19 protein-coding genes and 1 pseudogene are annotated in these 23120 nt (G+C 42.1%); 6 read left to right on the forward strand and 14 right to left on the reverse strand.

What is annotated here, in order from left to right; all coding sequences use genetic code 11:
- Window positions 1-335 precede the first annotated feature (335 nt).
- On the reverse strand, window positions 336-3197 hold the full coding sequence (uvrA, locus tag LCF57_RS09525) for an excinuclease ABC subunit UvrA (protein ID WP_226000471.1): 2862 nt from the start codon (window positions 3195-3197) through the stop codon (window positions 336-338).
- A gap of 173 nt (window positions 3198-3370) precedes the next feature.
- Window positions 3371-5362, reverse strand: a complete 1992-nt coding sequence (gene uvrB / locus LCF57_RS09530; protein ID WP_226000472.1) for an excinuclease ABC subunit UvrB — start codon at window positions 5360-5362, stop codon at window positions 3371-3373.
- Between the two features lie 208 nt (window positions 5363-5570).
- Between uvrB and LCF57_RS09535 the strand changes: the two genes are divergently transcribed.
- Complete coding sequence (locus LCF57_RS09535; RefSeq protein WP_226000522.1) at window positions 5571-6401, forward strand: flagellar motor protein; 831 nt, start codon at window positions 5571-5573, stop codon at window positions 6399-6401.
- A complete protein-coding gene (locus LCF57_RS09540) occupies window positions 6385-7197 on the forward strand; it encodes a flagellar motor protein MotB (RefSeq protein ID WP_226000473.1) in 813 nt (270 codons plus the stop codon). Before LCF57_RS09535 ends, LCF57_RS09540 begins: the two co-directional genes overlap by 17 nt.
- A 242-nt stretch (window positions 7198-7439) precedes the next feature.
- Here the strand turns inward: LCF57_RS09540 and LCF57_RS09545 are convergent, their stop codons facing one another.
- Together LCF57_RS09545 and LCF57_RS09550 are read right to left on the reverse strand one after the other, a co-directional pair.
- A complete protein-coding gene (locus LCF57_RS09545; RefSeq protein WP_226000474.1) occupies window positions 7440-7667 on the reverse strand; it encodes a Spo0E family sporulation regulatory protein-aspartic acid phosphatase in 228 nt (75 codons plus the stop codon).
- A 281-nt stretch (window positions 7668-7948) separates the two neighbouring features.
- On the reverse strand, window positions 7949-9352 hold the full coding sequence (locus LCF57_RS09550) for a DNA-binding protein (protein ID WP_226000475.1): 1404 nt from the start codon (window positions 9350-9352) through the stop codon (window positions 7949-7951).
- 255 nt (window positions 9353-9607) lie between these two features.
- On the opposite strand from LCF57_RS09550, the gene LCF57_RS09555 reads away from it, so the two are divergent.
- Entirely contained in the window at window positions 9608-9988 is a 381-nt protein-coding gene (locus LCF57_RS09555) for a helix-turn-helix domain-containing protein (protein ID WP_226000476.1), read from the forward strand.
- Window positions 9989-10072: 84 nt separating this feature from the next.
- Here the strand turns inward: LCF57_RS09555 and LCF57_RS09560 are convergent, their stop codons facing one another.
- Both LCF57_RS09560 and LCF57_RS09565 read right to left on the reverse strand, forming a co-directional pair.
- Complete coding sequence (locus LCF57_RS09560) at window positions 10073-11470, reverse strand: helix-turn-helix domain-containing protein (RefSeq protein ID WP_226000477.1); 1398 nt, start codon at window positions 11468-11470, stop codon at window positions 10073-10075.
- 42 nt (window positions 11471-11512) lie between these two features.
- A pseudogene (locus LCF57_RS09565) lies at window positions 11513-12909 on the reverse strand (DNA-binding protein).
- Window positions 12910-13204: 295 nt separating this feature from the next.
- Here LCF57_RS09565 and LCF57_RS09570 point away from each other — a divergent pair.
- Both LCF57_RS09570 and LCF57_RS09575 read left to right on the forward strand, forming a co-directional pair.
- The gene (locus LCF57_RS09570) at window positions 13205-13780 is read left to right on the forward strand and encodes an RNA polymerase sigma factor (protein WP_226000478.1); all 576 of its coding nucleotides are present in this window, start codon (window positions 13205-13207) and stop codon (window positions 13778-13780) included.
- Complete coding sequence (locus tag LCF57_RS09575) at window positions 13752-14897, forward strand: DUF4179 domain-containing protein (protein WP_226000479.1); 1146 nt, start codon at window positions 13752-13754, stop codon at window positions 14895-14897. Before LCF57_RS09570 ends, LCF57_RS09575 begins: the two co-directional genes overlap by 29 nt.
- A 56-nt stretch (window positions 14898-14953) precedes the next feature.
- On the opposite strand, the gene LCF57_RS09580 is transcribed toward LCF57_RS09575, so the two are convergent.
- On the reverse strand, window positions 14954-15109 hold the full coding sequence (locus LCF57_RS09580; RefSeq protein WP_226000480.1) for a hypothetical protein: 156 nt from the start codon (window positions 15107-15109) through the stop codon (window positions 14954-14956).
- A gap of 70 nt (window positions 15110-15179) precedes the next feature.
- On the opposite strand from LCF57_RS09580, the gene LCF57_RS09585 reads away from it, so the two are divergent.
- Window positions 15180-15359: a hypothetical protein gene (locus tag LCF57_RS09585; RefSeq protein WP_226000481.1), complete on the forward strand. Its 180-nt coding sequence runs from the start codon at window positions 15180-15182 to the stop codon at window positions 15357-15359.
- Window positions 15360-15612: 253 nt separating this feature from the next.
- On the opposite strand, the gene LCF57_RS09590 is transcribed toward LCF57_RS09585, so the two are convergent.
- The 7 genes from LCF57_RS09590 to LCF57_RS09620 all read right to left on the reverse strand — a co-directional run bounded on the left by LCF57_RS09590 (window position 15613) and on the right by LCF57_RS09620 (window position 23057).
- A complete protein-coding gene (locus LCF57_RS09590; protein WP_226000482.1) occupies window positions 15613-16905 on the reverse strand; it encodes a helix-turn-helix domain-containing protein in 1293 nt (430 codons plus the stop codon).
- 536 nt (window positions 16906-17441) lie between these two features.
- Window positions 17442-19865: a glycoside hydrolase family 44 protein gene (locus LCF57_RS09595; protein ID WP_226000483.1), complete on the reverse strand. Its 2424-nt coding sequence runs from the start codon at window positions 19863-19865 to the stop codon at window positions 17442-17444.
- Between the two features lie 146 nt (window positions 19866-20011).
- A complete protein-coding gene (locus LCF57_RS09600) occupies window positions 20012-20176 on the reverse strand; it encodes a hypothetical protein (protein ID WP_226000484.1) in 165 nt (54 codons plus the stop codon).
- 28 nt (window positions 20177-20204) lie between these two features.
- The gene (locus LCF57_RS28145) at window positions 20205-20324 is read right to left on the reverse strand and encodes a glycoside hydrolase family 48 protein (protein WP_155983919.1); all 120 of its coding nucleotides are present in this window, start codon (window positions 20322-20324) and stop codon (window positions 20205-20207) included.
- 410 nt (window positions 20325-20734) lie between these two features.
- On the reverse strand, window positions 20735-21118 hold the full coding sequence (locus LCF57_RS09610; protein ID WP_226000485.1) for a hypothetical protein: 384 nt from the start codon (window positions 21116-21118) through the stop codon (window positions 20735-20737).
- A 210-nt stretch (window positions 21119-21328) separates the two neighbouring features.
- Window positions 21329-22534, reverse strand: a complete 1206-nt coding sequence (locus LCF57_RS09615) for a DUF4179 domain-containing protein (protein WP_226000486.1) — start codon at window positions 22532-22534, stop codon at window positions 21329-21331.
- The gene (locus LCF57_RS09620; protein WP_226000487.1) at window positions 22521-23057 is read right to left on the reverse strand and encodes an RNA polymerase sigma factor; all 537 of its coding nucleotides are present in this window, start codon (window positions 23055-23057) and stop codon (window positions 22521-22523) included. The genes LCF57_RS09615 and LCF57_RS09620 overlap by 14 nt, the downstream gene beginning before the upstream one ends.
- Window positions 23058-23120: the final 63 nt, after the last annotated feature.

The following is a 23120-nucleotide window of genomic DNA, read 5'->3' on the forward strand; positions in this document are numbered from 1 at the left end:
CACGTGGGCACGGAGCTTCGTATGATGCCAATTACTTATGAGTTATATATTTACCTCTTCAAGTCCGAGCCTAAACATTCGCAACTCCACAATAGAGAGAGACTACTCAGAACTTTATGACGATGAATACAGCTATAGATTTATTATTTCAGTCCTTGGAAAACTAGGTGTCACATGCTTTAACGCAAGAAATTCATAAAAGTTTTCTTTTTTTCAAAAATAATAAAGCCCTGCCAAGAGAAAGGCATCAATACGCTAATTCGTATTCCGCCTTCCTGCCTGTGCAGGGCTTCTAAAACATACAACAGACGCTATCTTTAGATCACAATCGCTATCTATAGATCAACGGCCTGAAGCGCTTGGCTGCGCTGTGTATCCCGTTCAAGGATTGGTTTTAAATATCGGCCTGTATACGATTCTTCAACTTTCACGAGCTGTTCCGGTGTTCCTGTAGCCAGGATCGTTCCACCGCCGCTTCCACCTTCTGGTCCCAGATCAATCAAATAATCGGCTGTTTTAATTACATCCAGATTATGCTCAATAACCAGAACCGTCTCTCCTGAATCGACCAAACGATGCAGTACCATTAGTAATCGGTCAATATCGTGAACGTGCAGGCCGGTGGTCGGCTCGTCCAAAATATAAATTGTTTTGCCTGTGCTGCGACGATACAGTTCAGAAGCCAGCTTCACACGCTGAGCTTCACCCCCGGATAAGGTAGTCGCAGGCTGACCCAGCTTGACATACCCCAAACCTACATCCATTAGCGTCTGAATCTTGCGATGAATCTTCGGGATATTTTCAAAAAACTCTGTCGCATCCTCTACCGTCATCTCCAGCACATCTGCAATACTCTTACCTTTGTATTTAACCTCAAGGGTCTCCCGATTATAGCGTTTGCCCTTGCAGACTTCACATGGAACATATACATCCGGCAGAAAATGCATCTCAATCTTGATGATGCCGTCGCCTTTACAAGCTTCACAGCGGCCTCCCTTAATGTTAAAGCTAAAACGACCTTTTTGGTAACCACGGACCTTCGCTTCATTTGTTTTTGAAAATAGATCACGGATATCATCAAATACGCCGGTGTAGGTCGCAGGATTTGAACGAGGCGTGCGGCCGATTGGAGACTGATCAATCTCTACGACCTTATCGATATTTTCAAGCCCGCGAATTTCCTTATGTTGGCCCGGACGAACTCTCGCCCGGTTCAGATCACGCGCCAGCGTTTTGTATAGGATTTCGTTGACCAGCGTTGACTTCCCAGAACCGGATACGCCAGTAACGGCTGTGAACACACCTAACGGGACTTTAACATTCAAATTTTTGAGATTGTTCTCCTTGGCCCCGCGAACCTCCAGCCACTTATCCGTAGGCTTGCGTCGTACGGTATTGACCGGGATGAACTTGCGTCCGCTCAAATACTGCCCTGTCAAAGAGTTCGGGTCTTCCATAACTTCCTGCGGGGTCCCCTGTGACATAATCATCCCGCCATGGATTCCTGCTCCCGGCCCAATATCAATGATATAATCCGCCGCCATCATGGTATCTTCGTCATGCTCCACCACAATCAACGTATTTCCGAGATTCCGCATATGCTCCAAAGCACTGATCAGGCGGTCATTATCTCGCTGGTGCAATCCGATACTAGGCTCGTCCAAAATATAGAGTACACCCATTAGACTGGACCCGATCTGTGTCGCAAGCCGAATACGCTGTGCCTCACCACCGGACAACGTCCCTGCTGCACGGCTTAATGTCAAATATTCCAGACCGACATTGACCAGGAAGCCTAAACGGTTGTTAATTTCTTTTAAAATGAGATTGGCAATCGACTTTTCCTTCTCACTTAGCTCCAGCGTTTGAAAAAAGTGAGCCGCTTCAGTGATGGACAAATCAGTCACATAGGCGATATTGTGCTCCTGAATGGTTACTGCGAGGCTCTCTTTCTTCAGACGGTGTCCCTTACAGGTGTTACATGGTTTGGCGCTCATGAAGCCTTCAATAAATTCACGGATGCCATCAGAAGCTGTATCACGATAACGACGCTCCAGATTCGGAATGATTCCCTCAAAGGTCACATAGGCTTCCTTGCGTTGACCAAAATCATTTTCGTAGCGGAAGCGAATCTTCTCGTCAGCCGTCCCGTGTAAAATAATATTCATTTGCTCCGTGGTCAATTGGCTAACAGGAACATCCTGTGGAATACCGTAATGCTCGCATACCGACTGTAAAAATTGCGGATAATAAGTGGAAGTTCCACCACTCCATGCCTGAAATGCTCCATCTTCCACACTTTTTTGAGGATCGGGAATAAGCAAATCTGGGTCAACTACCATTTTAGCACCCAGTCCGTCACAATCCGGGCAAGCACCAAACGGATTATTAAAGGAGAACATCCGCGGGGTCAGCTCATCTATACTGAAACCGCAAATCGGACACGCAAAATTAGAGCTAAACCGCAGCTCTTCTTGACCCATATTGTCCACAAGCAGTTGACCGCCTGACAGTTTTAGAGCCGTCTCAATCGAGTCGGATAGACGCGTACGCACATCTTCCTTGACTACGATCCGGTCTACGACCACTTCAATCGAATGCTTCTTATTCTTCTCCAGCTCAATCTTTTCCGACAGCTCGCGCAATTCGCCATTGACACGTACCCGTACAAAGCCCTGCTTGGCTATATCCGCAAATAGTGTTTTATGCTCGCCCTTGCGTCCCGATACCAATGGAGCCAAAATTTGCAGTCGTGTCTTTTCAGGATACTGCATGATACGATCCACCATCTGCTCAACGGTCTGGGATGTGATCTCAATGCCATGTTCAGGGCAATGAGGGTGGCCGACTCGGGCAAACAATAACCGCAAGTAATCATAAATTTCTGTAACCGTACCGACGGTGGAACGCGGATTCCGGTTAGTGGTTTTCTGGTCAATAGAGATCGCTGGAGACAGACCGTCAATCGAGTCGACATCCGGCTTCTCCATTTGTCCGAGGAACTGACGTGCATACGCAGATAGAGATTCCACATACCGCCGCTGTCCTTCCGCATAAATCGTATCGAAAGCCAGTGACGATTTACCCGAACCACTAAGCCCGGTCAGAACGACAAATTTGTCACGTGGAATCGTCACGTCGATATTTTTGAGATTATGCGCCCGTGCGCCTTTGATGATGATGCTTTCATTCGCCAAATGTTTCATCTCCTTAGCTGTAGTTCAAGTTATGCTATATTCCATTGGGTTATTGATGCAGGTGATATATCGCAAAGAGAACGACCACATGGGCCGCTCTCACTATTGTTAAAACCATCAAACATTTCATTTTCAATGTGCTTTCGCTACCAACCTATTCTTATACTAAAAGTTTAATCGGCCCGCAGCTCCAACAAAGCATCACGCAACTCGGCTGCCCGCTCGAACTGTAGATTCTTGGCGGCATCCTTCATTTCTGCTTCCAGACGCTGAATAAGCGATTGACGCTCCTTTTTGGAAAGTTTACCCGTCTCACTAGGAAGGTAATCATTCTTCGCCTCTGTAGCCTTGGTTGCTTCAATGACATCCCGAATTTTTTTGCGGATCGTTTGAGGGGTAATCTCATGCTCTTCATTATACTGAATTTGAATGGCACGGCGACGTTCGGTTTCTTTGATCGCTTTATCCATAGATTCGGTAATCTTATCGCCGTACATAATAACACGACCATCGCTATTCCGTGCTGCCCGTCCAATCGTCTGAATCAGAGACCGTTCAGAACGCAGGAAGCCTTCTTTGTCCGCATCCAAAATTGCGACCAGAGATACTTCCGGTAAATCCAGGCCTTCCCGCAACAGATTGATCCCGATCAGCACATCAAAAGTGCCCAGACGCAGATCCCGCAAAATAGCCATCCGCTCCAGCGTCTTAATCTCAGAGTGCATATATCGGACCTTGATGCCCACTTCTTTCAAATAGTCTGTCAAATCCTCAGACATTTTCTTCGTGAGTGTGGTGACCAGCACCCGTTCTTCACGCTCTATGCGAAGCCGTATCTCATTAATAAGATCGTCAATCTGTCCCTTGCTCGGACGTACTTCAATAATTGGATCAAGAAGCCCGGTAGGACGAATGATCTGCTGCACCATCGTTTCGCATTTCTCCATCTCATAGGGACCTGGAGTAGCTGATACGTAGATGATCTGATTCACCTTGTCTTCGAACTCTTCAAATTTCAACGGACGGTTATCCAGCGCGGACGGCAGACGGAAACCATGCTCCACCAGCACATTCTTGCGTGCTTGGTCACCATTATACATAGCCCGAATTTGCGGCAACGTAACATGGGATTCGTCAATGACGATCAGCATATCATCCGGAAAATAATCCATCAACGTATACGGTGTCGCTCCCCGCTCGCGGAATGTCAGCGGACCCGAATAGTTCTCGATCCCGGAACAAAAACCGACCTCTTTCATCATCTCGATATCATAACGAGTACGTTGTTCCAAACGCTGTGCCTCCAGCAGCTTCCCTTGTTCCTTCAGCACCGCCAGCCGTTCTTCAAGCTCACGCTCAATGTTGACCAGTGCCACCCTCATCGTATCCTCATGCGTGACGAAGTGAGATGCCGGGAAAATAGCTACATGGTCACGCTCACCGATCAATTCACCTGTAAGCACATCAATTTCGGTAATCCGTTCAATCTCATCCCCAAACAGTTCTACCCGTATGGCATGTTCCCCTTGAGAAGCCGGAAAGATTTCAACCACATCCCCCCGTACACGGAAAGTACCCCGCACGAAGTTGATATCGTTCCGCTGATATTGAATATCGACCAAGCGGGACAAAATCTGATTGCGGGGTTTCTCCATACCGACTCTAAGCGAAAGCAGCAGGCTTGAATATTCTTTCGGCGACCCCAGACCATAGATGCAGGAGACACTCGCCACGATAATAACATCACGACGCTCGAATAGAGAGCTTGTGGCCGAGTGGCGAAGTTTATCAATCTCTTCATTAATGCTGGAATCCTTCTCAATATACGTATCGGAAGACGGAATGTACGCTTCCGGTTGGTAGTAATCATAGTAGCTGACAAAATAATCGACGGAGTTGTTTGGAAAAAACTCTTTAAACTCGCTTGCCAGTTGGGCAGCCAACGTCTTATTATGCGCAATAATCAGCGTAGGCCGATTCAGCTTGGCAATGGTTTGCGCGATGGTAAATGTCTTACCCGTTCCCGTAGCACCCAACAACGTTTGATGCTTCTTTCCTTCTGCGATCCCTTCTACCAGTTCAAAAATGGCCTGAGGCTGATCGCCTTGAGGTTGGAATTCCGACTCAATTTCAAAAGTCTTGTTGCTAACAACGATATCACTCATTGCCCTGCATCACCCTTATCGTCTAAAATGGAAACATCATGTTTCTACACCAGCCGAGCTGGAACGTCTTTGCCTGTAACTCTATGTCAATATTTCCCGAGCAATGATACTTGGGAAATATGGTTAGATAAGAATGTTTGTTCCCGTATTATACCTCTTTCTTACTGTGGATGCAAACGATAAGTCTTGAATAGGAGTGAATTATATTTTGGATATCACCATCGTGTTGGGCATCATCGTAGGAATCATATCATTAATCGGTGGCTTCTTATGGGAGGGTGGCCAATTTTCAGGACTGCTCCAGGGTACATCGGCTCTGATTGTATTTGGTGGAACCTTCGCCGCAGTCGTTATTAGCTACCCCGCCTCCAAGCTGAAAACCCTCCCCATTGCGCTTCGGATGGCGTTTAGCCGTGAGGAAAACCCTACCGAGCAATATATAGAAGATTTGGTTTCTATGGCTTCCACCTCCCGCCGATCCGGTGTACTCGCGCTAGAGCGTATTTCCTCGGAGCATCCGAATGCTTTTTTGCGTGAAGGTCTTCAACTGGTCATCGACGGCACCGAGCAGGAGCAGATCAAACAGATTCTAGAGCTTGAGTTAGATACCATTGAACAAAAGCATGAAGGATATGCCAAAATATTCGAATCAGCAGGCGGCTATGCCCCTACGATGGGAATTATCGGTACGGTAATGGGTCTGATCCATGTACTGGGCAGTCTGACCGAACCTACTGCGCTCGGACCGTCCATTGCTGTCGCGTTTATCGCAACACTATACGGCGTAGCCAGCGCCAATCTGATCTTCTTGCCCATCGCTTCTAAAATAAGAGCGTGTAGTGAAAGAGAAATTTCCACGCTGGACTTGCTGCTGCAAGGTATTCTGGCTATCCAAAACGGTGAGAACCCGAAGCTGGTACGCAAAAAGCTGGAGTTTTTTATCCGCACAGAGCAAACTCCGGATCGCAAGCCGCCACGTCGCTCACGCATAAAGGACGCTGCTCCAAAGGAGGATTCCTTCCATGAGCGCGCGCGCTAAGCGCCGTGGGCGTAAGGAGGGCGGAGACCATCGTGATCGCTGGATGATTACCTATGCTGATCTAATCACCCTGCTGCTCATTTTTTTCGTCGTAATGTACGCTATGAGCAGCCTGGATGCCAAGAAATACGACGTCGTTGTTCAATCCCTCCAGGATACGTTCCGTAAGGGTGATTCTATTTTGGAGCAAGGTTCGGGCATCACGGGGACGGCGGATCGCTACACCAGTAAGAATCCGCCTGCGACCAAGCAACCGGCATCCGATAAAAAAGAAGCGGGATCGACTAAGCTAACCGAACGTGAACAGGCCTTTCGTAAGCAGGAAAAAGAACTGCAAAATCTAATGGGTGTCATTCAAGAATATATTTCAGACAACAAGTTGGAAAACCAGATTTTTGTGTCAGATCAACCGCGCGGTATTGTCATTACGCTGAATGACCGCTTTTTATTCGATCAAGGCAGGGCTGCACTCAAGCAAGGCTCTGCGAACACGCTATCCAAGTTGGCCAGTCTGTTCAGGGACTTAAAAACCCCTATCAGCATTGAGGGGCATACGGACAACATTCCGTTCACTCGCACCTCAAGCCCATCGATCTATAAGGACAACTGGGAGCTTTCCGGCGCACGCGCGTTATCTGTACTCCGATTCTTTCTGGATAGAGAGCAGCTGTCGCCTTCTGGATTCCAGTATGCGGGGTATTCGGATACCCGACCGGTTGGTGACAATAAGACCGAGACTGGACGACAAAAAAACCGCCGTGTCGAAATCACTGTACTGCGTCAGCTTCAACAGTAAATGCCAAAAACCTCCTGAGTCACGCAGCAACGTGAATCGGGAGGTTTTTTGGGGATACATATCATCATGTTACATGGCTTCCGCTCTGATGTGATGCAGAACAATAAACCGTACGAACAACGTGTAAAAATGCGGCGTACGAGATGCAATAGAGATTATTTTGTTTAGTCTATATCCCCACTATGTATTAGAAGCCAAGGTGAAGTTAGAAGTTAGGTATATCTTGTCATGTTGCTTGAAAATCAATAAGATAGGACAAGCTCATGTTGTTCCTCTTGCATATGTGAACTATGGGGTATGCTCTGTTGTCTACGATAGCTATATTTCCAATCGCTGTACTTATTCAGGAGCCGATCCAACTCCATGGATTTGGTCAACACCCGTCGATCCTTCAATCCCACCTCATTCGCCAAATCATTTAATTCTTTCCGCTTTTCTTCGATGCAGTCCTCCAATTCTTGCCATTTCACATCAATAAACCTCCTGTTTGGTGTGGTATTTACATTTATTTTACAAGCTGATACCTTCCCCACAGGTTAAAAATATAATAAAACCCATTTCATCCCTTTAACGGAATGAATCAAAAAAACAGCCACACTAGGGCTGTTTTTTTCACTAATTCCATTTAACAGGAAACTCACCTAGAAGCAAATATCCACAATTGCGATTTCACCCACCTCTACCATGACTAAAAACTGTAATATGGGAACTATCACTAATTATATTATCGAAAGAAGGCAGAATCCCGATATTACCGACTACTATTAGAGAAAGCAAAAGTGAAAGAAAAACCCTCTTCATCTTTGCACACCCCTTTAATAATAGATTTATAAATCTCAATTTGTCCTTCGTCACATAAAGCTCTATGATTTTCGAAGAAAACCATACTCTGGGCGAAACTCTCTACATTTTTAAGAAAGAATGATATCTGTATACATTGTAAAATAGCATTTATTGTCTCCTTGTATTTCTTATTTCGGCTATAATAAATGGCTAATTGAAAATTAAAATTATAATAATCGTCCATAAATATTACATCTTGAGTATTTCTGAAAGTATCGATATGTTTGATAAAACGATCCAAGATAATGTCAACTGAAAACAAATTCCTATTAGCTGATTCTAAAATATTCACAAGACCTGGTAATATCTCTTCATTATTGTTCTCTAATAAGTTCACATATTGAGGGAGAACAGATGTATCTCCTAGTAGTAAATCAAGTGTATAAGAGTTTCCCTGAGACCACACCTTAAACTTTTCCACTTCTCTTTTCCCAACGGTGTCTAAACCATCAAACCAACTTAAATCAGCATACTCAGCAACAATTTTTTTCGCATTATCATAGTCCCCAATTTTTTGTAAGGCATAAGCTTTCATAAGTAATCCTTGTCCATAATACACTACTAAATGTCGTTCAGTTTTTATTGGTACATAATCCCTGTTTTTGCGAGTTCTTCTTTTATTTTCTTCTTCATATATAATTTTAGATTGTTCCCAAAGCTCATCGCTGTGTGTAATTGTTTCTTGCCATTTATGTAGTGAAGAATATATATTTGTTAGATGCAATAATCCGTCTAATTGATGACACTCTGGCAACCGAAAACGAAAAGGTTCAAATTGAATAGCTGCCTTTAGGTTTATTTCAGTATTCTCACCAATTTTTGCACGAAATAATTTATAGTGACTAATTGCCAATCTCTCCGAATGTTGATACTTTTCATTTTCAATAACACACTCATAAAAAGGTATCGCCTCTTGTAACTTTCCTGCATCATACAGTTCTTCTGCCAAAGTAAAGATTGTAGGGATATGAGTAAGATCTTCCATTAATCGAGATAATACTTTCTCTACGCACCGCAGGTTTCCAACTTCAACACAACGAATTAGAAACGGCTTAACTCTTTTCCAATGTGGTCTTCCATCATAAAAACATTCATCCACATACAGGTCGTACAACCAGTCCTCTGGATAATTAAGCGCTTTAGTAATCAAGTCCATTTGTCTCACAGAGATTGGTTTAGGCGGATTGCCGTTAAGCATAGCACTAAATATGCCCCGGTTAAGACCTGTAGCTTGTCCAAAACTATTAAAGGTATATCCACCAAGTTTTAATTCTTTCTCAATTTCCGAACGAATCGTGGTTGCATTTTCCAATAAAGACACCTCCCGGCGTATTCAGATGATTTTAAAAATCACCCTCCTCGACAACCAATTACAATATACTAGAAATTATATGAATAAATTGGATGATGGTCAACCCCTTTTCTACACTGTTTTAATATATTATGGAATTTAATGTCTGTTAAATAGTCTCTACAAGGACTTATTAACAAATTATTTAGGTAATTCAATTACCTCCACGCTTGATCTACCTTTGTCTACACTCATACTATAGGAGTGTGGATGTCGATGGAAACAACGAAACTCATAGGAACAAAAATCTTCCAATTTCGAAAATTGCTTGGTATTACACAAGAACAACTTGCAGAAGCATCCGATTCAACAGGTTCCTATATCGGAAAGTTAGAGCGTGGCGAGGTCAATGTCCAAATCAAAACATTGGAGAAAATAGCCGAGGCACTAGGCACAAACGTGTTTGCATTTTTTAACTTTAATTCATATGAAGAACTCAAAAGCCAGCCCTGGATATGGGGATGTGTTCATATTCTTTCCCAGCAGAGTGAAGCGGAGCAAAATAAAGCTTATCGTATTTTAAAGGAACTTTTCTCGTCAGAGAGTGAGCTTACTGAAAATAACTCCGACGCTCCTGGTACACATGAGGAATATTAACTTTCACTCGATTAACACGCACGTAAAAATTAAAAGAGTTGTGTGATCTTCTACTCTAGGTAGAGAAACATAGCCCTTTTTGCTCTAAGAGGTCATTTGCCTCATATTACTTTCCACTGCTTTTATCGCTTTTTCATATTCTGTCCGTTGTTCTTCGGTCGAATGATCCTTATATTTCTCAAACAATAGCGTGATGGACTTGATATAGTAGGTCTTATCGTTTAACTGTGAGGACGCTTTTAAACTAATCAGCATACTGTCTATTGCCTCGGTATAGCTTCCTTTATTAAAATAGTATCGACTAAGCTCAAGAAAAAAACGAGAATATGTCAGCAGATTATTATTTGTATGATAATACGAAATATTTGTACGTAGTTCCCTATATTCATTAATATTCTCTGCAAAAAGGATTAGAATATCGTCTATTGAGTAACTGTAATTATTGGCCGATTCTATAATGGTCATTAGCCCAAGTAATATTTCCTGAGGATTATTCCTAATAAGTTCAACATAGGGAGATAAACTAGTCATATCCCCCATCAGAATTTCTAAATTTAAACGGTTTGCTTTTCCCCATATTTGGAACTTCTGTACCTCTACCGTTCCAATCTCATCCAGACCTTCAAAGCCAGTTAGATTTTCATAGTAAGGTATGAACTTCATAGCTTCTTCATATAGTCCTTGTTTTTCGAGAGCATTTCCCTGCATTAAATAGGCTTGACCATAGTAAACGATTAGATGTCTTTCTGTATTTAGATTTATAACTCTACGATTCTTCGTCCTCGTTTGAGTTTGATGCCTATAAATACTTGTGACTAGTACCTCAAGTTCTTTCGCATAGTGTATAGTCGTCTCATAATCATAAAATTGAAAATGCAAATTAGCCAATTTTAATAAAGCGTCTAATTGGTAATTCTCAGGAAGGTTCCTTCGAAACGGAGCAAACTTTATAGCTGCTTGACGATTATTATCCAAGTCAGTATTCAGAGAATTACAGAACAATCTATACTGACTGATGGCCAATCGCTCCGATTGGTAATACCTTTCGTTCTCTACCACACACTCATAAAAGGGAATAGATTCCTTTTTCTTGCCTCCTTTATACAGCTCCTCTGCAAGCTCAAATATCGTCGACACATAGGATAAGTCCTCTGTTAGTCTCATCAATACCTTTTGAATACAGTCTTTCCTATCCAACTCTACACAACGCAATAAAAAAGGCTTGATTCGCTTCCAGTGCCCTTTTCCCTCGTAAAAGCATTCATCTATGTACAACTCATACAGCCAGCCTTCAGGATATCCCAATGCCTTGGTAATCAGGTCCATCTGCCGAACAGAGATTGGCTTAGGCGGATTACTATTCAGCATGGTGCTAAATGTACCACGGTTAATTCCAGATATTTTACTGAAGCTGCTAAATGTATAGCCCCTCTGCTTTAGTTCTGTCTCTATCTTCGAGCGGATCGTAGGTGTATGTTCCATTTCAATCCCTCCTGTGTGATCAAATAACAAGATAAATATAGTTTAGGGAACCATTTGCTTCATACTGTAGCGCACTTCTTCAAGTACTTTTTCATATTCTGCAAGTTGTTCATGTGTAACATGATCTGTTAATTCTTCGAATAACAACGCTATTCCTTTAATAAATGTACTTTTCGTGTTTAATTGAGAAGATACCCTAAGGCTTTTTATTAAATTGTCAATAGCTTCTGAATATCTGCCTTTATTGAAATAGTAACGTGCAAGCCCCAAATACAAACGGGAATAATTCCATAAAAGCGTGCTTATTTGATAGTGCGAAGGTGCCGAAACGTATTTCTTATAATCAGCAATTTCCTCAGAGAAAACATTTAGAACATCTTCTAAAGAGAAGTTATACTTATTTGCCGATTCTATAATGGAAATTAATCCATGAGAGATTTCCTGAGGATTTTGCTGTATAAGCTCGACATAAGCCGCTAAGCTGCTAACATCTCCAATTAAAACTTTTAAATTAAGAAGATTAGCCTTTGCCCATAGTTGGAGTCTTTCCACCCCTTGTAGACCATTTTCATCCAACCCCTCAAACCAGGACAAATCTTCATAATAGGGGATGAATTTTAAAGCTTCTTCATACAACCCTTGATTCTCCAAGGCATTTCCGTGCAATAAATATCCTAGACCATAGATACGACAAGAGGCTTCTCACTATTGAAGTTATCCGGTTTCCTATTTTTTGAATAACTATAAGTTTGCTGATGATATACATTTATAGCCAGTGTACGGAGCTCTGTTGCATACTTTATTGCAGCCTCCCAATTACTTGTGTTGAAATAAACATTAGCCAACTTCAATAAACCATCCAACTGATGATTCTCTGGTAAGCTTTTGCGAAATGGGTCAAATTTAATAGCAGCCTTCACACTGCTTTCTAAATCTTCAGTAAGCGAGTAACAAAACAAACGATACTGACTGATCGCCAACCTCTCCGAATGGTAATATCTTTCGTTCTCTACCACACATTCGTAAAAAGGGACCGCTTCCTGATCCTTGCTTGTAGCATGAAGCTCTTCTGCAAGCTCAAATATCGTCGACACATAGGACAAGTCCTCTGTTAGTCTCGTTAATACCTTTTGAATACAGTCCTTCCTCCCTAACTCCACACAACGCAATAAAAAAGGCTTGATCCGTTTCCAGTGTCCTTTTCCCTCGTAAAAGCATTCATCTATGTACAACTCATACAGCCAGCCTTCGGGATATCCCAATGCCTTGGTAATCAGGTCCATCTGCCGAACGGAGATTGGCTTGGGTGGGTTACTATTCAGCATGGTGCTGAATGTACCACGATTAATACCGGATATTTTACTGAAACCGCTAAATGTATAGCCTCTTTGCTTTAGTTCTGCCTCTATCTTCGAGCGGATCGTAGGTGTGTGCTCCATGTCAATCCCCCTCATTAAGTCTTAGAAATATCATAAGTGATACTTTATATGTAAAATCCATCCTATAGGAAATTCATTTTAATACAAAATAGCGAAAATAGTGAAATATATGGTCAATATCTCTACTTTAATTTATGATGCCTTTAAAAGAAGTCTTTTTTTAATGAATCCCGTGATAATTGAAAAGTTGAATGAAGTACATAAAGAGAGCATAAAAGCAAGCTTCAAGTTTTTTTATTTGAATGTCACAAACGCATACCTTTTTCAGTTATATAGGCAGAAAGGAGGGATGTTAATGGAAATACTACATGCAAATAATCAAGACACAGATATCAATCTTGTCATAGAACAGGTCCAAGCGGGCGACAAACAAGCATACACACATATCATACGACGTTATCAACAACAGATCTTTTTATATTGCTACTATTTACTTAAAAATCAGGAAGAAGCAGAAGATGCCGCTCAAGAAATATTCATCAAAGGGCTTGAGCACATCCATCAGTTCGTACCTACAGTCTCTTTTTCAGCTTGGCTTTACAAAATCGCTCAAAATTACTGTAATGACTTATTAAAAAGAAACGCTAGAAAATTCAAATCCTTCATTCAGTACAAATTGAACCTAAAGCAACAACCAATACACGAATATACAAATTTAATTCACGAGTTACTGGACCAGCTAACATTAAAAGATCGTCAAATTTTATTATTACGTTCACTTGAGGACTACAACTACGAAGAGATTGCTACAATAATGGGACTGAAATCATCCACGATCCGAAAAAGATATGAGCGACTCCGTAATAGGCTAATTAACTACAATGAAAAGGGAGGAAAACAAATTGAGCACTCATTTAAAACCGGAAGATAAAGAAATCGAGCAATTACAAAAGCTTATTCGGAATACTCCATTACAAGTGGATTTAATTGATAGAACTATGGAACGCTATAGTAAAATAAAAACAAGGCGCTATAATCGCTCTAGCTTTCGTTCAAAAAGAGTTCGCAATACCTTTTTCGGAACTTCCGCTGCACTTGTAATGGCGTTTACACTTGTCGTTAGTACTCGCTTCATTTCCCCGACAATGGCTGCCTCCTTGAAACAAATTCCAGGTATGAATTCTATATTCCAGCTAGCTGGTGATCTTGGTTTACAAACAGCGGACGAAAAAGGGCTGTTATCAAAACCAAATCTTAGTGACACTCACGATGGCCTGACTCTCAGCGTACCGGAAGTCATGTTTGATGGAACACGTGTATCAATTGCCTTAGAACGACAAACCACTGACAAAAGATTTTTAAACACCGAATTACCCTTGTTACTTGATGATTTAATATTTTCCATTAATGGCGAAGAAATTAATTCTTCTTATGCACCTAAAAACACCAGCAACTCCATTGACTCATATACGATACCTGGAAAAAATTCGAATTCAACCATTATACAATTTTCAGATTTACGTAATCAAGGAGGAAAATCTTTTCCAGATAAGTTTGATTTAACAATTTCCATGTCTGTCTCCGGCATTAAGCAGCCATTTAAAATAGAAATTCCTGTGGAAAAGAATACTAAGAATAACTTAGTTTTTACACCATCCCTTAAGCGAGAGTATAAAAACATTGACTATACTCTAGAAAAAGTTGAGCTCACACCGATTACAACTAGCATCACAACTCGCATAAAGCTACCTGCTAATTCAAAAATTTCTTCGTCACTTGCTTTGTGGTTGAGTTATGAAATTTACGATGATAAAGGAAAGCAACTAAATTTAATTAGCAACAATGGTTGGAGTGCTACTGATGGCAACGTTCTGATAAATGATTCACGATTTGAAGCTTTCATCTCTCTCCCCAAAGAAATTACTATAAAGGTTTATAAAGATATCTTAAAAAAGGATGATAAGAGCAAATTCGAACTAGGGAAAGATGGAAATCCAAAAAAAGAGTATTTCCCTGATTTAGAAATTACTTACCCAATTAATCCATAAAAATAAATAAGTGAAGGAAGTGAAGCGTACTTCACCTCCTTCACTGCATACAAATACTATCTTCTAACCTTAAAAGTATAAACTCCAAGTTTGTCTCCATTAGATTTAAAAGCTTCAACCTGAGCTGTACCGTAGCCAATCATCTTAGCTTTATAATCATGAAGTTCGACAACATCACTTCCGTACAAAATCATCCAGTTAGAACCTTCCATTTCATATGTGCTACCTATGCCTAAACGAAGTGTGGGACTATCCTGCTTTGTAATGGGTGCTTTTTCTCCGTTGGCAGGTTCAAAAGTTACTGTAACTGTCGCTGGGGTTACAACTGATGCCGTTGAACTTACTGGTGAAGCGGAAGCTACTCACCCCAAAGATAACGCTAGCGCAGAAATTGATAATGCTAAGATGGCTTTTTTCATTTGTCATTTCTCCTCTTTAATAGTTTTCTTTCTAAGCTACTAAATGCCTTCCTTTATGTCTGTAACTACGTTTTTGTTGTTCTCAAGCTATTAGTTCTTTACTAATCAAACATTGAACTTCCAAGCTATTATAGACATCAACAAGATATTAACCTTTTCATTTCCCCACCTCCTTTCTTCTAATTAATTCCATTATATTTCTTGATGTGTTACAAAAACATTTAAAATAAACATATAATTTCTTTTTTTTACAAAAAAATCAATAAAAAGACCGATCCTGCAAGATTGGTCTAATCTTATTGCATATGATCTTGAAGAACCTCAATAGAAACTGGTGGCTTAAACCAATTTCTTTGCTCAGATAATGACAGATAATTAAGGGTATCCTCTTGTCCTTTTAATATTCTCCCACGTCTGTAATGGTAAATGGCAAGCTGGTACATGTAACAATAATAATAGGTCAATTGTTTAACATCATCAGATTCCTGTAATCTCTTTATTTGTTCAGAATATTTATCAATAATAGAGTCTACATCAAAATTATGCTTATTGGCAGCTTCTAGTATGGTTATAAGCCCAGAGCTTATCTCTTCAGGGTGATTTTCGAGGAAAGTTAAATACTCAGGAAGGATATCCCTATTACCTAATAGTAAATCTAAAGTATAAGAGTTGGCTTTAGCCCACAAACGGAATTGCTCTACATCTGCTTCACCTTCTAAATCAAGCCCTTTAAACCAGCTTAAATCTGCATAGCCCTCAAGCTCTGCCCTTGCCTCCTTAATAAATTCTTTCTTTTGCAAAGCTGTTGAGACAGAAAGGAATCCGTAACCGTAGTAAAATACCAAGTGCCTTTCTGCACGTGACCAATTATATGCTCTTCTTTTTTCCTTCCTTATTTGCTGATCCATATAGATTACATTAGCCAATTTCTTTAATTCGTAACCGTACTTCTCTACCTCATCCCATTTGTGTAAGTGAAAATATATATTTGTCACCTTATAAATCGCCTCCAACTGATAATGCTCAGGAAGCAAATTACGATAAGGAGTAAATTCCAATACTAACTCAAGACTCTTTTCCAAGTCAGACATTGTATAAGCTTTAAACCTTTTGTATTGGCTTATGGCCAACCGCTCCGAATGACGATATTTTTCATTTTCGATTACACATTCATAAAAAGGGATAGCTTCCTTTTCTCTGCCTTCGGAATGTAACTCTTCTCCAAGCTCAAATATCGTCGGTACATAGGACAAGTCCTCTGACAGTCTCCACAATACTTTTTGAATACAGTCTTGCCTCTCCAACTCCACACAACGCAATAAAAAGGGCTTAATCCGTTTCCAGTGCCCTTTTCCTTCGTAAAAGCATTCATCTATGTACAACTCATACAGCCAGTCATCAGGATATCCCAGTGCTTGGGTAATCAAGTCCATCTGCCGAACCGAGATCGGCTTAGGTGGGTTACTATTCAGCATGGTACTGAATGTACCACGGTTAATTCCAGATATTTTACTGAAGCTGCTAAATGTATAGCCCCTTTGCTTCAATTCTGTCTCTATCTTCGAGCGGATCGTTGGTGTATGTTTCATTCCAATCCCCCTCTTTAACTTGAAGAATTATATTTTCCGTATCTTCTAACATTTACTCCTTTTCGCTCGCATCGTTCCCTGTTTTTTTCCTATCTCTAGTTTCAATTTCCCGTAGATTACTTGTCTTCTATACTTCCGAGCAAATAGCTATGATAATTAATGGTTCCACTTCGTATGTGCCAAACTGCTCTTGTCCATCCTTTGTCCTCTCTGGTAAGTTTGAGCGGTTGGCAGACCGACTCTCATCTTATCACCTGAGTTCAAAGGATGACTACTCATAGCTATAAGCTTTCCTGAACCCCCCAGTCGAACTGGAGGGGGTGTACAAAAAAAATGAACAGGTGGGATACTAAATCCCCCTGCTCATTTCAGCGATGGTACTTATTTAATTTAAAAATGGCAGTATCTCCCGTAATCCAAACTTGAGTGTGCCATTCATAGCCGTTTGATCAGCTAGTGAACCCCGCAGTGCTGGCTCTCCCCATCGGCGCAAATCATCGATTGATTCACATGTTGCCGTATAACGGACGCTTGTCTTAATTAGCTGTCGGTTCGGCTCCCCAAACAAGTACGCCATTATGATACAACGTAGCTTTCGTATGATCAGCAAATGAAGTTTGCGTGCCTTTATACGAGTAATCGTCACTTTCGTTATAGTCCGACCAGTCTGTTTTATTCATACGGGTTTGAATTTGGCCCGTGCTTCCTTCAGGTGCTAACACGCCTGCATTCGAGTTGAAGCTGACTTCCAAATAATAATCAGCCCCTGTTACAGCTTTATCCATTTTAACCAGCTTGCCGTTCACCTTCGAGCTGCTCAGCGTCGCATAGTCGCAGTTGAATGTCTGCGCGCGGTCGCCGTCGATCGTGTAGTAGTAGCGAATTTTCAACTCGTTGATCGGTACGGAGGTTGTACCTTTGTTTAAAATTTGGAAATACGGCTTAAATTGATTGTCGTTCACACTGGTATCCGCTGCGCGATACTGGAGCACCAGTCCCTTTGGCGGCTGCTGAGCATCCGCTTTCGGCGCTGCGCTAGCCGTGTTCGACACCGTTTGTCCTGCATCGCTCTTCGCTACGACTTGGTAGTAGTACGTCGTGTCTGCCGTTACGGCTGTGTCGGTGTAGCTGCTTCCGTATACATCGCTCGCTACTGTGGCGAACGCGCCGTTTTCAGCCGTCGAACGCTTCACTTCATAGCTTACCGCATTCGCCGATGCTGTCCAGCTCAGTTTTACTTTCGCCGTTTCGCCCGCTGCGTTTAGCGTGAAGCTTTTAGGATTTTCCACAGGTGTATCATTGCCGGCAGTCAACACGATGTGATAAGCCGTCAAAGGCGGTACTGTATAGGTAAAGCGGTTGCCTGAAATTTGCGTAATTGGCGCTGCTTCCTTAATTTCCGAGCTATTTTTGTCAAAGCCCCATACTTTACCGGAACCGTAAGTCGTCTCGCCGGAAAGATTAAATTGGGCGTCGAATGCGCTGTCCATGCTTTTATTCATGACAACGAGGTGCAGTTCTTTGTAGGATGCATCCGTTACGGAAGCATGCACCGAGCTATTAACAATATCTGATGTTTGTGCATTAACGCTGATATCGCCGAAGGTAGAGCTTTTTCCGTCATAATTGCGGTAAAGCTTGTAAGCGGCACTAACGTAGTTGTTGGCATCATCCTTTAACTTCCAGTAGTTTGCCATATAAACATCGTTTTTGCCCAAGATGCCCAGCACATCGGTCATAGCTATACCGCCGGAAATATCATTTTCGCCCCCGTAGCTATACTCGGTCAAAGCCAGCTTGGTTCCCGGGTAATACTTGTCCACCGACTGTTTCAATCGAGGCAGTAAAGGCAAGAATTCGCTGTTCCATTGAGCGATCCAGCTATCTTCCTTGTAGGTCGGATCCCACAAAGTACGAGGCGCCTGCATTCTGGCTTTCTTCGTTTCGTCATTGCCTACCTCATTCGTAATTCGTATTCCTCCGCCCATCGCTTCAGGATACCAGTGCACATCGAAAACATCCAGCAATCTCTTGCCTTCGGCTTGCGAACTGAGGCGCATTTGATCCAGGTAATAGTCCACGAACCAACTGTAGTTGCCTTTTACAGACTTCCAATCAGGTGCAGTTTGAAGATCTTTATAGGCGCCAAAACCGTAAAGAACTGGCCCAAAAATTTCCGCGCTCGCGTCAACCGCTTTGACTGCCTTGGATAAACTTACCGACCGATCTACCAACTCTTTCGCTCCGACTTTTTCACCATGAATACGCGGATGCGTATTCGACCAGAGAGCTGGTTCATTGTCGAGCGCATATCCTTTCACACCCGTCTTTGTTGAAGCAGCGCCGTACTTTTTCACTAAAAAGTTGACGAATTCATCTGCATAAACCTGATTGTCATTCAGATCAGGCTGCAGTTGAAACGGCGCATTTTTGGCGTTTACGACCTGATTCCAACGAGCGGAAGGAGCCTTTTCGCTTTCCTGCACACTTCCGTTTCCATCCTTGGCCACATAACCGGCCATCGGCAGCGTAACTAAAGAATAAGTGCCAAGCTTCAGCGATTGATCATGAAACGAAGTCGTCACCGCTCCCGGCTTTTCACATTCGGCTTTTGTCAGACCGCCTTTGTTGCATAAATAGTCACCGCTGGATTGCTGCCAATCGCTTCCTGCATTGGACATATTGTTTTCCCAGTTGTATCCGGTCATTCGATTGCCACCAAGTCGTCTGGCAGCCAGATTTTCATCGCCTGCCAAATCCTCATTCGTACCGTATATATAAGGGCTAATAGGCTTACGATCCTTGGATGTATCGACTTTAATGGTAACGGTCTTTGCCGTTTGACCGTGAACTACAGTTGTAGCCGGTAGAGTCCCCCCTACTATAATCGTGCATGCCATGACGACAGGCATCCATTTGGAACGTTTGGACAAAATACCACTACTATTTTTCGCCTTCATGCCGCTTTCCTCCTTTAAATTTGAAAAGAGCGGCACCCATACGAGTGCCGCTCCGTCAGGCTTTAAAGCTCCTGACCCCAAACGGGTTGATCGTTCTGGTACAGCGTCACCTTACTCTAATCTGCAAATTAATTTTTTGTAGGATCTTAGGAGTATTCATCTGCCACATTGTAGTTCGTCCACTCGTTTTTGTTGATACACGCTTGAATTTCGCCAGTCGAAGCTCCAATTATCCGGTTGACTACACTCTCCTCTCCGTCCGAAATCCAAAATTGGCCTGGATCTTCAAGTATTGCAACAGTCGTATTCACATTGCACATGATGGGTTTGCCGTTTGCATCAAGGTAGTACCGTTACCGGCTTCTTGTTGACAAATGTGTAATAGTACAGCTCTGCTATACGTTCTACCGACCAAACCTGCATATCGAACCATTTGTTGGACGGAAGGTCCATATACATAGATTACCATATAACCATATAGTAGAACATGAATTTTGCCGCAAAGTTGTTCTAGCTATGTCACCGCCTTTCATTGAAACTGGACAAACTTCGATAGGTTATCTATTCATAGAAAGGAATATACTGGGTAGAAATGGAACCTTCATTGCCTTCCAATGCTTTTACGAATACTTAAAAGTCATATTGCTTTATGTAGCTTTTATCATCTCAAAATAAGAAAAGAATGGTTGAGTAAACACGGAGTCTACTAAACCATTCCTCATGGAAAATTAATACGCTGTCCAGTCGCCACCGGCGAGGTCACGACCCCTTTTATAAAACGGGAATCTTCAGACGCAACAGTTTTTCAATCTTTTCATCATTCTTCTTCAATCTATTAAACAGCTCTTGCTGATCCATGTCGATTTCCCCTACCGTACTTTGTCCTTTTGAATCAGCTCATAATAGATACGTGCAGGTTCTGATTCTCCAGTGGATAAAATGTATTCTGCCAAGGGGGCGCACAGCTTTTGAAGATAGAAAGAGTACAGCAGCTCCGCCGTGTCAAAATGAATGTTCAACACTCGTTTCATCAGTCCTTCAAATTTGGAGTAATCCAGTTCCTCCGGGGTAATGTCAAACGGGTATTCAGGAAAGGCTTTTTTTTGAATCTCGACGAATTGTTCCCTCAGCTTCGGATGATTGCCTGATCGGGCAGCCGAGAAATTCATCATAAAAAAAGATATAAAATCCGTCTCTCGGTCACTTAACCCGTAATACTCACACCAACGCATGAACATCAGCGGTTTTACCATACATAAATCCCCTTTAACAAAAACTCAGATTTATTATGAATCACACAAAATCTAACAGGTTCCAGCATATGTAATATATAGGTTAACCCCCATTCTAAAATATGATTCCTTAAATGAATTTTGCTTTTTAACATATCCCCTTATTTGCACAAGAAAACTCTCCAGATCTATTTCATCCGAATAGTTCACTTATTTCCTCAATATCTGACCTTATTTGGGCTTATTTTCTCCGATAGGGATTTTCATTTCCAGTTCAGGCAGGTAAGTTCTTTTCGAATTCCCATCTTCATCATATACAGGTTTGCCTTCTGGTCCAGTTACGTTGAAATAGGGTTTAATGGTAATAAATTTCGGTGTCTTTTTAAAGGGAGCTACGAATATCTTGTAAACTCCAGGCCTTGTTTTAGTACCAGGACGTCCTGATCCTCCAGTAACCCATTGCTGTTCATGTCCCTCATCATCCAAGATGGCGTAGTCCACTTTGTTCATAGCGAGCCCGTACCCGTATGTCTCACGCCCAAGCGTTGTCGGCCCCGGGCTTATGTAATGCGTTTTGGTCACGATCATGGTAGTCATGGGCGTCATTTCTAGTTTTTCTACAACCAAATGGGTAAAATCATTTGATTTTTCAACCCGGGGAGTGAGCACCCTGCTCTTTGAGGGAATTTTTTGCACAGGTAATTCAAACTTAAAAGATTCTTTTATTCCTTGGATTTGTATGTCTGCCTTTAGTTTAAATTGGTCAGGAAACTCCTTTCCTGAAGAGTACATTTTCTCTAAATCACTATAATGAATGATGACGGAACCAGGTGTGCCTCCAGAATTAGTAATCAGTGAAGGACCATCAAATTGAAACGGTTTGCCATTGTACCATAATGTGATATCCTCAATTCGGTCTTGCAGCGCTGTGCCCAAGGCCTCCCCGTTACTTTCCAGCGTTAGAGCCAGACGGATACCGTCATAAGCAACCTGAGATATGCGGAGTCGGGTTCCGTTATGAGTGCTGCTGACCGTTGTCTTTGTCACAAGACCTGCTTTCTCGACCTCCTGAAGCCCCGGGTCACCTGCTCGCATAAATGCATTACCACCTGCTGTTGATAATCCTTGATTAGCTGCTAACTGCAAAACATTGTTGACCATGGGTACTTGCCACAACATTTTTGCCATGTTAGGAGAAACGAATGCCGAGGCTACGATTCCACTGCTCAACACCATAGTTGTTGTGAGCAAAGTTCCTATAAATCTACGATGGCGTGAGGTTGAGTCTGCTTGGCCCACATTTTGATAGATAAAACCTGTCTCAATCTGGCTATATACAGCCTCCAGCCGTTGCCGTACATACGGTGTAATGACATGCTCATTGCGAACTTTTGCTTTAGCTGTTACCCACTCACTATCAAGTTCAATATCTCCCATGGATCGGCGTTCCCCTTTCTCCCGAATTTGATAGCATGCGAAGCAGAGATTTCCGTGCGCGATACAACCGTGTTTTGACCAGACTCTCTGTAATGCCCAGCGTTTTCGAAATCTCCTTAATATTCAGATCATAAAAATATCTCAAAATGATAACGAGCCGCATCGGCTCTTCCAATTGATCCACTGCTTCATGCAGTTCAATATTTTCATACTCGCCGGAAATACCCACTTGGTATGAAAACTCAGATACAGCAACGGAGCGGGAACGCTTTTTAGCAATTTTTTTGGATTCATTAATGATGATCCGATACATCCAGGTTTTAAAGAGACTCTCGTCCCGCAGTGTACCTAAAGACTTATATGCCTTGAGTATGGCTTCTTGTAGCGCATCTGCACTATCTTGTTCATTTCTCAGGATAGAGTACGCCATTCCGTATAAATCGTTTTCAACTTCTCTAATGATATTCACAAAAGCCCGTCTATCTCCATGTTGTGCCTTCTTGACTTCATTCTCGATATCCAAAGGAGACCTCCTTTCAAGTTGCCTATCTATTAGATCAACTGGCAGGGCGATCCGTTACAATTT

Source organism: Paenibacillus sp. BJ-4 (assembly GCF_020404765.1).
GTDB lineage: Bacteria > Bacillota > Bacilli > Paenibacillales > Paenibacillaceae > Paenibacillus.